Genomic DNA, 12,757 nt, shown 5'->3' with positions numbered 1-12,757 from the left:
CAATTTCGTCTCCACTAGTCCGTGAGCCATCCGGCGAGTTTCCAGCCGAGGGTCTGGGTGTGTGCCGGCTTGCTGGGATCGGCCCAGATCCTGGAGACGAGCTTGTCCTGCGCGCTCAGCGCGTCGCCCATGATCCGGCCCGGGGATATCTCCGTTCCCAGGTATTTCTTCGAAAGGGCGGCGCTCCCTTCCTGAATGGCGACCCCGGCCGCCGCCCCGAGCGCGAAAGCGCCGACGACATGCGGAGCGGCCGCCACTCCTTCGGCGACTCCCATGCCTCCCACACCGGCACCGAAGCCGACACCGCCGGAGGTGACGCCCGTCACGAGACCCGCGCCGCCCGCCGCGATGTCCGTGGCCGCCGCCGCGACGCCGGCGCCGCTCGCCACCGCGCGCCCGTAGTCGCGCGCCTTCAGGTCCGCCTTCAGCTCCTTGATCGCGAGGAGCCCGCCGACAACGGTCAGACCTCCCCTGCCCAGCCCCTTGACGAGGCCCAGCTCCGCGGCGCCCCGCATGCCGGCCCGGCCGAGGATCGGCGTCCGCGCGCTCGGAAACGGGGTGCCGACCCGTCGCGACCCGGCCGGAATGTGCTGCCGAGACGTCGCCGGACGAACCGCGGAACCGGGGTGATGGCCCTTCGTCGTACGGGCGTAGCCCTTGTTCTTGATGCCTTCGACGAGCTTGTCCCGGATCTTGCCGACCATGCTCCTGATCGAGCCGGACCCCTTGAGGTTGTCGGCCGCCTTCTGCGGTCGTACATATGCCGCCTGCCCGGGTGGTGTGGTCGCGAACTCGCTTCCGAATTCATGGGCGGCATGCGCCTCTTTCGCGGGTCTTCCCGTTGCCGTGTGATAGAACGACTGGATTTTCTCCCGTATCTTCGGGGTCACCCCGGACGTCTTCTCCGTGGCGGTCACCTTGAGCCGGAGGAGGAATTCCGTCGGCAGGATCTCGCCCACGCGAACGCCCTGTCCCGGTTCGGCCGCGAATCCCGTGGGGTCCGCCAGCAGCACCGGGTTGCCCTGCGCGTACTGGAAAAGGTTCACCCCATCGATGAGCCCGCCGGGGTCCGGAGAACACCAGCGGCCGATCCACGGCGCGTAGTAGCGGGCGCCGAAGCGGTAGAGGCCGCTTTCCTCGTCGCGTTCTTTGCCGGTGTAGCGGAAACGCCTGGGCGTTTCGGTTTCGCTGCGGCAGGCGGAATAGGCGATCGTGCCGTACGGGTGGTACTCCTCGTAGGAGACGATCCGGGCGTCGGCGTCGAGTTCCAGGACGACCGAGCCGAGGTGGTCACCGAGCTGGAAGCGGACGAGCCGCGCCGGGGACGGGTCCGGGCCGACGAGGTGCGTGCGGCTTTCGATCGTCGCTACGCGCGACGCGTCGTCCATCAAATGGAGCGTCTGGCGTTCCAATGTGAGGGCACCGGCCGTCCTGACCCGGAATATTTCGCAGCCGCCCAGGTAGATCCGTTCTTCGATCAGCCCGGGTGCCTTCTCGCGTACTTTGCGCACGCGCTGCCCGGCGGCGTCATAGGCGTAGAAGGCCCGGGCCCCGCCGCCGAGGTCGACGCCTCGGAGCCGGTCGTCGTCGTCCCATTCCAGGGACGCCGGATGAGGCAGCGCGGTCATGTTGCCATTGGCGTCGTGCTGGTACCTGGCGCTGTATCCGGGCGCGGTCACATAGTCGGGCAGGTCTTTCGGATCGCCGGGCAGGCTGGTGGCCATCAGGCGGTTGCCGTCGACGGCGTACTGGTAGCGGCGGTGCCAGACGGCCGGGCCGGGCGAGTCGAGATTCGGGCCCTCGTGGTGGCGCATCCCGAGGATGTTGCCGACGCCGTCGTAGGTGTACGTCTCTATGTAGTTGCGCAGAGCCTGGCCGTCGTTGGGCAAGGTCCGCACCGTCCACGGGCCGGGATCGTGGCCCACCTGCGCGTCTCCGCCGCGGTGTTCCCGGCCGCGAGCCGCGACGAGGCGGTAGAGGGCGTCGTAGCGGTACTCACCGCCCGGGGCGACCACCTGCCGGTCATGGAAGACCAGGTCGTTGGCGCCGTCGCGGACGCCGGTGATGTTCCCGACCGGGTCGTGGTCGTACGTGAGGTCCTGCAAAACGTCACCGCCGCGCCGCGTGGTGAGACGCCGCAGGCGGAACGTGAGCGGGTCGTAGTCGTAGGCGGTCTGGACGCCGTTGCCGTATTCGACGAGGACGCGCTGGCCTCGCGCGTTGTAGTCAACGGCGCCGACGACGCGCTGGGTCGCGCCGCCCGGGTCGAGCGGCGCGGGCGGCTCGTCCGCCTGGTCGAGCCAGGCGTCCAGCCGTTCGAGCAGCCCTGCCTCGTTGTAGCCGGGCCGGGTGACGCTGACGGTCGTTCCCTGCCGGTCCGAATGCGGCGCCACCTCCTGGACGGGACGGTTGAGCGCGTCGTAGACGGCGGCGCCGGTGAACGCCTCCGCTTCCAGGAGCGCGTCGATGGCGGGATCGGGCTCCTCAGGCCAGTCGACCTCGGACCGATGGTCGGACAGCAGCCTGCGGGTGCCGCGCAGCAGATTGCCCTTGAAGTCGTACGCCTCGCTGACCAGGACGCCCGAGCCGTCGAAGACCTTGTGTACACGACCCCGGTGGTTCGCTCCCTCACCGGCCGCCTCGCCGTAGACGGTCCGCTGGACGCAGCGCTCGCCCTCCGTACCGGCGACGAAGACGGCCAGGGGCCGGCGCAGCACGTCGTAGCTCGTGCGCCGCTGGAGGCCGCGGCCATCCCAGGACCGGATCGGGTTGCCGGTCACGTCGAGGAGCGTCCACCGCTCGCCCGCGTCGGGGCTGCGGGTGTGCACGGTGTTTCCCGCCATGTCGAAGGCGCTGCGCGCCACCGTGATGCCGCGGGCGTCGGTGACCGCACGCCGGTTGCCTTCGATGTCGAGGTCCGTGCGGGTGGGGAGGTCGCCGCCCGGCCCGTTGTCCGCCACGGTCAGGAACGTCCGTCCGAGGCTGTCGGAGAAGGTGAGCCCGGGCGTCGCCGCGTGCTCGGCGGCTCTCCTCGCGGCGTTCTGCGCGGCCGCCTGGTCGGCGGGCGTCGTCCCGTGCGTTCCGCCGATCCGCCGTTCGAACCACGTCCGCCAGGTGGCGGGACGGTCTGCGAAAAGACCGCGGACGATCCCGGCGACGTCCGGGTCGGTCCGCGGATCGAGCAGGACGGTGTCGTTGGGATCCCAGTTGGCCTGCCGCCACGGGTCGAAGACGACCTTCTCGTAGGTGTCCTCGGGCCGCAGTGTGACGACGACACGTCCCACCGGGTCGTAGCAGAGCACCGGCGAGATGCCCGCGTCGGTCAGCTCCGGTTCCTCCTCGCACAGATGGGTGGAGGAGAAGAACGGTTCGTACTGGCGGACCGGGTTTCCCTTGTTGTCGTAGACCGTGCGGCCCTGGCCCACCCACCTGCGGGCGACCGGGACCGGGAGGCCGCCGTCCCGCAGCGGGCCCGGCCGGATGTCACCGGTGGGCCGCGGCGGATCGCCCGCCTCCACCGGGAGGTCCGCGTCACGGACCGGCGCCGCGCCAGGCTCGGCGGGGACCTTGGTCTGCACCTGCCGTCCGAAACCGTCGGAATAGCCGACCACGACCTGGACGCGCGACCCGCCCGCGGGGGCGGGTTCCCCGGCGTGGACCTCGCGGGTCAGCGCCGCGGCGAACGGCGGCTGCCCGCAGCGCGCGAAACGGTGCAGGTCGTAGACCACCCGGCTGGTGGCCGAGCCGAGCAGCGCCGCGGAGCGGCCGTGCGGGTCGGCCGCGAACGCCTGCAGCGCCGGCAGATCGGGGTCGGCGAACTCGTGATCGGCGGCGAACGCGGCCAGGGAGTCGCCCAGATCCTGCGTGGCCTTTCCCCTGACGGCGGTCGCGACGACGAGCCCCAGGCAGTCGAACGCGGCCTCGCCGCGGTTGCCGTTCGGGTCGGTGACCTGCCGCGCCGCGAGGACCCGGTAGTCGTGCACCGAGCGGACGGTGTTGCCCGCCGGGTCGCGGGTGTGGGCGAGCTGGAGGTGGTGGGCGTCGTAGCCCACCACGGTGGCCTCGCCGAAGGCGTCGGCGAAGCGGTGCGGGAGGAAGAAGTGTTCGCGGGCGAAGGCCAGCTCCTGTGCGGCGAACGGCCTCTCCTGCCCGGGTGAGGCCGGGCCGTCCGGGTGGAGGTAGACGCGGCCTGACGGGATCCACCAGCCCGGGTCGCCGTCGAGCCTGACGTATCCCCCTTCACCGTTGAGCAGGGCGGTGGGATCGGCGGGCAGCAGGTCCTGCCCGGCTCGGCGGTACACGCTGGTGAGCAGGCCGGGAGTGTAGGCGAGGCGGTACGTCTCGCCGGGCAGCGCGCGTGGCTGCAGCTCGCCGGGAGGCAGCAGGCCGGTGAGATCGTCCGAGCGGAAACGGGTGCGGACGTGTTCGATCAGCCGCCGGTGCGGGCCGGGGGTCGTGATGCCGGTGTGGTCGACGTCCTCGTACGGCAGTTCCCTGCCGGGCGCGGCGGCCTCGTCCAGGCGGGTCCGCAGTTCGTCGAAGGTGAACAGTGGGGTGACCCTGCGGCCGGTCCCGTCGGTGGCCGGTGCAGTCGGCGTCACTTGGAGCAACTCGTACGTCCGGGTCGCGCTCGACAGCGGGACGTGGTGTGCGCCCGGCTCGTCCACCGGGCTGGTGTAGTCAGTCTCCGTGCAGGTGAGCAGGGGTTTCCGCTGTTTCGCGTGGTCGGCGTCGGTGAGGACTCGGTGCGGGTCAGGGGCCCGCCTGCCATAGGCGATCGAGGCGGCGCGCCGGACGTTTCCGAAGACGTCCACGTCCAGCGTCACGGCATGACTGACCCGGGGGTCGGCGAAACGGTCGCCGTCCGGCCCGTACAGGGCTCGCTCGTAGTGGAACTCGACGCTTTCCCTGGGGTGGGTGAAGAAAACGGCGTGCCGGTTGCTGGGGACGCGCGGTTGCAGCAGCTCCAGGGTGTAGTTGCGCTCGGCGACCCGGTACGGACGGCGAGCCGCCTCGGTGCCATCGAGGGCGTAGATCTCTTCTCGCAACACTGAGCCGCGCAACGCCCGGCAGGCTTCTCGCCGCTCCTCCGCGCTCAGTTTCCACGGCGGTCTGGACCCGTCCGGCCTGAGCACGGTCGTGGGCAACACGGTGTCTTTGAGGAGCATGGTGTCTTTGAGGAGCATGGCATCTGCGAGGGGCATGGCATTCTGCCCCGAAGCGCCCGGGCCGGGGAGATCGGGGGCGGGGGCGCCCTCCCGGTAGTACCCGGCGGCGAAATGGCCGCTGATCCGGTCGGCGTCGACGTGGGCGCCGGTGTGGAACCAGGTGCGGGTGAGCACCGGCGGCAGATCCGTGGCGGGGTCTTCGTTGGTGCCGGAGCGGAACCCGAACTCCTCGGTGTCCCATTGCTCGACCATTCCGAAGCCGCGGAACTCGCGCTCGTGCCCGTCGAAATGGCCGTGATGGTAGGCGTACCGGGTGACGAAGCGATTGCCGCTGACGGCGTCGATGGTCTCGATCCGTTCGACCACGTGCACCGGAAACGGAAGCCTGGTGATCCACGGGTTTCCCGCGCGCTTGTCCTGCAGGGAGAACTTGACGGACGAGGCGTAGCCGACCCGCGTCTCCGCGCCGAGGTTGTTGACCGTCCTGACGAGCAGATGCGGTTTCTGCTCGCCCATGAGACTGACATAGCGCATGTGCCGCCGCGCATCGCCGGGCAGGCGCGACGACCAAACCAGGCAGACGGTGCCGTTGCCGAGGAGGTCGGCGAGCGTGACCGAGCTGAGGTTTTCCACCTGCGGGAACGCGGCCAAAGTGTGCGGCTCGCTCCAGCTGTTCCCGCATCGGTTGAAATAGAGCCGGACGCCGTCACCGCCCAGATAGACGATGTCGGTGGTGCCGCTGCCGTCGATGTCGGCCAGCCTGACACGGGCGTGGTCGAACTGGTCTGGACGGTCGAAACGGGGCGCGTCGTCCATGGTGACCTTGGCGCCGAAGCGGCCGTAGCCGAGGTTCGGCCAGTAGCAGACCTCGCCATCGCGAATGCGCACCAGGTCGGTCAGCCCGTCGCCGGACATGTCGCCCAGGTGGATGGACTGGGCGGCATCGGCGAAGACCAGGCGCGGGCCCGTCTCCTCGTCGAGCGCTCGACGAATCCGGCGGGCCGGGCCGTGGCCCCGCTCGCCCAGGGAGTCGTGCCAGACGAAGGCGTCGTCCTCGGTGATCAGCACATCGGCGAGGCCGTCGCCGGTCAGGTCGACGAACCTCAGGTTGGGATCGCGCGTATCGCGATTCAGGCGGGACTCGAATGGCCGGAAAGGCTCCCATCCTCGATCGCCGTCGTGTTCGTACCAGCCGGGAATGGGGCCGTCTGTCATCACGACGTCGGGGCGGCCGTCACCGGCCAGATCCATGAACTGCGCCTGCCCGCCGGCCAGGGCGACACTGGGCCTGCTCGCGGCACGTTCCATCGGCGCGAGCTCGACCTGCCGGGCGCTGATCGGGCTGAGGTTGCCCTTGAAGAACCAGGCGCCGTCCTGCTCGCTGAAAACGCCCGGAATGCCTTCGCCGTGCAGATCGGTCCATTGGTAGCGCGAGCCGTCCAGCCCGACCGGCAGATTCTCCAGGTCGGAGGCGTCGACGTCGTGCACCGCGTGCTGCACGACGGGCCGGGTGTATTCGTACTCGACCGGCGGCATGCTGCGGCGGCTGTACCCGTCGCCCTTTCGTCGATAGCCGGTCTGGGTGACGGCTCGGAGAAAGGCGTACGCGGGCTCGCCCTTGTTCGCGGGATTGCGCTCGCCGGAGAAGGAGAAATCGGTGGAGCGTACGAGGCAGTCGTCGCCGACGCCGTCCTCGTGCTCGAAATGGTGGAACATCAGCACGCGCTGACAGAGGCGGCTGGTGCGCACCTCGAACCCGGCGCGGTAGGAAGAGAAGGCGTCTTCGCGGTGGTGCCATGGCCCGCCGTCGCCGGGCTTCGGGGCGGCCGTGTCGTGCTCGCCGTAGTCGAACACCACCTCGAACATCCATCCGGCGTTCGCGATTTGGTCGTGGGCGAGCACGTGCGGCCGGCGGCCGGCATCGTCGAGAAGTGACGTCCGGTTGCCGTAGCGGATGCGCTTGATATAGCGGTTGGTCTTTCGGCGCGGATCGTCGGGGCCGCCGCGGTTGCTCTCGTGCCCACGCCTCACGTCCACGCCGACGCCGTCGTCCTGCTTGTACTCGTAGACGACGCCGTTGCCCTTGTCGTCGCGGGTCTCACAGAGCAGCCAGGCGAAGATCCGGCGCGGATCGGCCGGGTCTGCGATGCGGGACCGCTGGTCCATTCCGTAGACGCTGAGGACGTTGTCCTTGGAGATGGTGCGCCAATGGACGTCGCCGTCGCCGCTACGGGTCCAGCGCTCGATACGGGCGAAAAGCCCTTCGACGCGCGGGCTGTATCGATGAATGATGTGCCCGGGCACGGTGGTCACGTCCGCGAAGCGGCCACCGTCCGAGTGGAGCACCGGGACGAGGTCGTCGGCGCCGGAGAGGACGAAGACGTCCGCCTCCTCGGCGTCGCGGTACTGCGGCAGCCCCTTGTCCGTCTTGCGGGAGATCCGCGGCAGGCCGAGCGACCAGCCGAAGCCGAACGGGCCGTTTCCGGTGCCGGAGTCGTAGGAGAGGGCGAGGTGCGGCCCGAACCCGGAACGCCCCGGGCTGGTGGCGATGGGAACAGTGGACACCCCGGTCCCGGTAACGGGATTCACGGCGAATTTCTCGCCGATCCCCCGAATGGCACCCCCGCCCTTGGGCAGCGAAATGGACGGCGATCTCACGGCCGAGTGCTGCGCAGCCTCTTCGGCACGGGCCGGACCGTCGGCCCGGCCTTTAGGCAAAGGCGGCAGGTGTGGCTTTATGATCTCCCCCGTCCCCCGTTTGCCGTGCTCTCACTATGAGCACTCACATCTGCGCCGTAAAGCCGCCGACCAGATATGACAGCATGTGGCCACGGAGGGACGGGGGGTCAGGAAGTGGCGTTGCGGTACTTGCGCACGGCGAGGGTGCGGCAGATCGCGATGATGACGATCGAGTAGAGCAGCGAGGCCTCCACCGCGTGTTCCATCGGCCAGACGTCCGATGTCCGCACCCCGGGGTTGCCGAACAGTTCCCGGCAGGCCTGCACGGTGGCGCTGAACGGATTCCAGTCGGCCACGTGCCGCAGCCAGGGCGTCATCTGGCCGGGGTCGACGAAGGCGTTGGAGATGAACGTCACCGGGATGATCCACATCATCCCGCCGGAGGAGGCGGCCTCCGGGCTGCCGACCAGCATGCCGGTCAGCGCGCCGACCCAGGTGAAGGCGTATCCCAGCAGGAGCAGGAGGCCGAACGCCGCCGCCGCCTTGAGCGCGCCCTCGTGGATGCGCCAGCCGACGAGCGACCCCACGGTCGCCAGGACGACCATGGTGACCATCATCTGCACCAGGTCGGCGAGCGTCCGGCCGGTGAGGACCGCGCCGCGGGCCATGGGCAGCGCCCGGAACCGGTCGACGAGGCCCTTGCGCATGTCGTCGGCGATGCCCGCGCTGGTGGCCACGGTCGCGAAGATGACGGTCTGGGCGAAGATGCCGACCATCAGGAACTCGCGGTAGACCGAGGAGTCCGTGGTGCCGCCGATCTGCATGGAGCCGCCGAACACGTAGGAGAACATCACCACGAACAGGACCGGCTGGACCAGCATGAAGATGATCATCCCCGGGACCCTGGTGACCCGGATCAGGTTGCACTTGGTGATGACCAGCGAGTCGCGGACGGATCGCCCGACGCCGGTCGTGCGCAGCGCCGCGGGCGCCGAGGCGGACGGGACGGTGGGAGCGGTCACTTCACGGTCTCCTTCACGGGCTGGTCCTCGGTCTGATCGTTCTCCGCGGCGTCCCCGGGCTCATCGGCCTCGGCGGCGCGGCCGGTGAGCGAGATGAACACGTCGTCCAGGGTCGGGCGGCGCAGCCCGATGTCGTCGATCTCGATGCCTCGCTCGTCCAGGTCGCGGATGACGTCGGCGAGCAGCCGGGCGCCGCCCGTGACCGGCACGGTGAGCCTGCGCATGTGGTCGTCGATCGTGACCTCGCCCCTGGCGCGGGCCGTGAGCACCTCGCGGGCGCCGGCGATGTCGTCCCGCCGGTGCACGACCACCTCGACGCGCTCGCGGCCGATCTGCGACTTGAGATGGTCGGAGGTGCCGCGGGCGATCACCCGGCCGTGGTCGATGACGCAGATCTCGTGCGCGAGGTGGTCGGCCTCCTCCAGGTACTGGGTGGTCAGCAGCAGCGTGGTACCGCTCTTGACCAGGTCCTGGATGACGCCCCACAGCGCCAGCCGGTTGCGCGGGTCCAGGCCCGTGGTCGGCTCGTCCATGACCATGACCGGCGGCCGGATGACCAGGGTCGCGGCGAGGTCCAGCCGCCGGCGCATGCCGCCGGAGTACGTCTTGGCGGTGCGGTCGGCGGCCTTCGCGAGGTCGAACCGCTCCAGGAGCTCCTTCGCGCGGGCCTTCGCGTCGCGCGCGCTCAGCTGATAGAGCTGGCCGACCATCTGGAGGTTCTCGCGCCCCGTCAGATAGTCGTCGACCGCGGCGAACTGCCCGGACAGGCCGATGGAGCGGCGCACGCCGTCCGGGTCCTTCAGCACGTCGAAACCGGCCACCTCCGCGCGCCCGGCGTCGGGCCTGAGGAGGGTGGTCAGCATCCGGACGATCGTGGTCTTGCCGGCGCCGTTGGGGCCGAGCAGTCCGAGCACCGAGCCTCTGGGAACGTCAAGGCCGACGCCGTCCACGGCCCGGACGTCGCCGAAGTGTTTCACCAGGCCTTCGGCGTGGATGGCCACTGGCATAGGAGATCTCCCAGCTTCGAATGGTTTACGGCCGTTCTCAACAAGGGTCAGATGCGGGGTAGGGAGCAGGCGGCACGATGAGCGTAAGGAGACGCGATACATCGCGTCAAGGCACGAACGTGCTACCCCCGCCGGACCGCGCGTCCTCGTGCGCGGACGACCGCCGGACGCCTCGCGAGGCGAAGGCCGCCACGTCCCGCGAGATGACCCGGGCCACCTCCGGCTCCCGGGACTGGAAGTAGAAGTGGCCGCCGTCGAAGTAGCCGGCGGTGAACCCCGCCGTCGTGTGCTCGCTCCACTTGAGGAACCCGTCGCGCGGCACGTCGGTGTCCTGGTCTCCGCAGTAGGCGCTGATCGGGCACGCGACCTTGCTCCCCGGGAGGTCCCGGTAGGTCTCCAGTGCCGTGAAGTCGGCGCGCATGGGCGGGATGATCGTGTCCAGGAACTCCTTGTCGGCGAGCAGGGCGGGGGGCGTTCCCGCGAGTTCCGCCAGCTTCTCGGTGATGCCCTCGTCGTCCATCAGGTGGATGCCCCAGTCCTCCGGGACGGACGGAGCGGCGCGGCCCGAGACGATCAGGCCCACCGGTCCGCGGTCATGCCACCGCTCCATCCGCAGCGCGACCTCGTAGGCCAGGACGGATCCCATGCTGTGCCCGAACAGGACCAGTGGCCTGTCCTGCCAGGGGACCAGGGCCTCGGCGGCCTGGTCCGCCATCTCCCGGAGATCCTCCAGGGCAGGCTCTGCCAGGCGGTCCTGCCTGCCCGGATACTGGACGATCAGCGCCTGGGCCGTGGCGGACAGGGCCGCGGACAGGGCGAAGTACGCCGACGCGGAGCCCCCGGCGTGCGGGAAGCAGACCACGGTCGGGCCTTCGCCCCGCGACTCGTGGTACTGGCGTATCCAGTTGCCTTGCACGGAGTCGCGGCGGGGCGTGCTGTTCATCGATTGCTCCTGTCCTGCGATGCCCGGCGGGCCACCATTCGGGATGCCGGGACTGCTGGGTGCCTGCCGAAGAATTGCGCGCGGGCCGATGCTCCGCTTTTCTCCGCCGGGAGCCGGCCGGAGGCACACCTGGGCGCCGGTCGAATATCCAGGAAGAGCATTTCAGGATTCGAATCCGGCTGCGGCAGAATATACCTTCATCGGTGCGGAGAGCGCACCGGAAAGCACCTCCGGGAGTTTTCCCGGCCGACCGGGCGGCGCTGTCCCGTCGGCGGGACAGCCGGGCGGGCCGCGGCGGCCGGCCTGGGCCGTGGGCCGCTTCAGCCGCGCAGCTCCAGCGTGCAGCATTTGGCATTGCCGCCGGACTTCAGCAATTCGGCCAGATCGACTCCGACGGGTGTGAAGCCGCGCTCGCGCAGCCGCGCCGCGAGGCCCGCGGCACGCTGCGGCAGCACCACGTTCCGGCCGTCCGACAGCGCGTTCAGGCCGAACACGGCGGCGTCCGCCTCGTCGGCCAGGATGGCGCCGGGGAAGCGCTCGCGCAGGACCGCCCGGCTCTCCGGGGAGAACGCCGCCGGGTAGTACATGATCTCCCCGTCCCCGAGCACCGCGAGGGCCGTGTCGAGGTGGTAGAAGCTCGGGTCGACCAGCGTCAGGCTCACCACGGGGCGGCCGAAGAACTCGCGTACCTCGTCGTGCGCCCGGAGGTCGGAGCGGAAACCGCTGCCGGCCAGGATCTCCCCGCCGACGCAGAGGAAGTCGCCCTCGCCCTCGTTGACGTGCTCGGCCTGCCGGACCTCGGACCAGCCGCCGCGGCCGAACCAGTCGAGGTAGGCCGCGGCCTCGTCGGCGCGCTGACGGTGCCGGAACCGGGCGACGAGGACCTTGCCGCCGGCGACGATGGCGCCGTTCGCGGCGAACACCATGTCGGGCAGCCCCGGCACCGGCTCGATGAGCCGCACCTCGTGGCCCAGTTCGACGAACGTGTCGTGCAGCCGTTTCCACTGGGCCAGGGCGGCCTGCGCCGAGGTCGGCCGTCCCGGGTCCATCCACGGGTTGATCGAATACGTGACGTCGAAGTAGGTCGGACGGCACATCAGATAATTCCGTGGCGACGCCGCGCGGGCGCTGTTCACGGGCCGGTCCCTGTTGACGATCGACACCTTGCTCGCCTCTTTTTCGTAGAAGTGGTCGGGATCTGTGAAAACCTGGACGGAATGGCTGAAAGCGGGGCGGCGGGACCCGGAATGAATGTCCTGGGACCGGGCCGCGGGCGGCGCGGGCGGCCTCCCGCCGGACGCATTGTCCGCCGCGCACTTCACGCGTTCGCGTCGCCGGGACGGCGCTAGAGTGAAACCGTGACCTCTCCGTCGCAAGACCCGCCGTCACCGATCAGCGAAGACGACCGCGACACGGCCGTGAAGCGCCTGCAGGAGGCCTACAGCGAAGGGCACATCTCGCACGAGGAGATGGACGCGCACCTCGACCGGGTGCTCACCGCCAAGACGAGCGGCGAGCTCGCGCGGGCCCTGGCCTCGCTCCCGGCGGAGAAGCCGGGCACCACGTCCACGATCGCCGCCCTCACCGGGCCGATCCGGCGGCGCGGCGTTTGGCGGGTGCCGCGGACCGTCAAGGTCGAGTCCGCGTTCGGACGCGTGCGCCTGGACCTGTCGCGGGCGGTCATCGAGCATCCGGTGGTCGACATAGAGCTGCAGCTCGGCACCGGCAGGGCCAAGATCACGGTGCCCCGCGACGCGATCGTCGACATCGAGGATCTGCGCACCGTCCTGAAGGACGCGAGCTACCGGCCGCGGCGGGGCTCTCGCCCGGACGGGCCGACGATCCGGATCTCCGGGACCATGGGGACGGGACGGTTGAAGATCCGCCACGCGCGGCGCTGAGGGGCTCAACGACGGGTGCTCCTGTCCATCCTGCGCA

Annotated in this window: 6 protein-coding genes; 1 reads left to right on the top strand and 5 read right to left on the bottom strand. The window is 70.1% G+C overall.

The genetic code is table 11. The annotated features are described in order from the left end of the window. Window positions 1-14 precede the first annotated feature (14 nt). The 5 genes from ETD83_RS03450 to ddaH form a co-directional block, all read right to left on the bottom strand. Window positions 15-7,757 (bottom strand): SpvB/TcaC N-terminal domain-containing protein, encoded by a 7,743-nt coding sequence (locus ETD83_RS03450; protein WP_268920406.1) that lies wholly within the window; start codon window positions 7,755-7,757, stop codon window positions 15-17. Between the two features lie 257 nt (window positions 7,758-8,014). Continuing rightward, window positions 8,015-8,869, bottom strand: a complete 855-nt coding sequence (locus tag ETD83_RS03445) for an ABC transporter permease (RefSeq protein WP_138643564.1) — start codon at window positions 8,867-8,869, stop codon at window positions 8,015-8,017. Then, window positions 8,866-9,876, bottom strand: coding sequence for an ATP-binding cassette domain-containing protein (locus ETD83_RS03440; protein ID WP_138643563.1), 1,011 nt, complete (start codon window positions 9,874-9,876; stop codon window positions 8,866-8,868). The genes ETD83_RS03445 and ETD83_RS03440 overlap by 4 nt, the downstream gene beginning before the upstream one ends. 106 nt (window positions 9,877-9,982) lie before the next feature. Beyond that, complete coding sequence (locus tag ETD83_RS03435) at window positions 9,983-10,819, bottom strand: thioesterase II family protein (RefSeq protein ID WP_138643562.1); 837 nt, start codon at window positions 10,817-10,819, stop codon at window positions 9,983-9,985. A gap of 320 nt (window positions 10,820-11,139) precedes the next feature. Next, window positions 11,140-11,955: a dimethylargininase gene (ddaH, locus tag ETD83_RS03430; RefSeq protein WP_407921467.1), complete on the bottom strand. Its 816-nt coding sequence runs from the start codon at window positions 11,953-11,955 to the stop codon at window positions 11,140-11,142. Window positions 11,956-12,177: 222 nt separating this feature from the next. Between ddaH and ETD83_RS03425 the strand changes: the two genes are divergently transcribed. Beyond that, window positions 12,178-12,720, top strand: a complete 543-nt coding sequence (locus tag ETD83_RS03425; RefSeq protein ID WP_138643560.1) for a DUF1707 SHOCT-like domain-containing protein — start codon at window positions 12,178-12,180, stop codon at window positions 12,718-12,720. Window positions 12,721-12,757 lie beyond the last annotated feature (37 nt).

Origin of the sequence: Actinomadura soli (assembly GCF_005889715.1) — a bacterium.
GTDB classification, from domain to species: Bacteria; Actinomycetota; Actinomycetes; order Streptosporangiales; family Streptosporangiaceae; genus Spirillospora; species Spirillospora soli.
The sequence above is the reverse complement of the archived record's forward strand: the minus strand, read 5'-3'. Positions and strand labels throughout refer to the sequence as shown.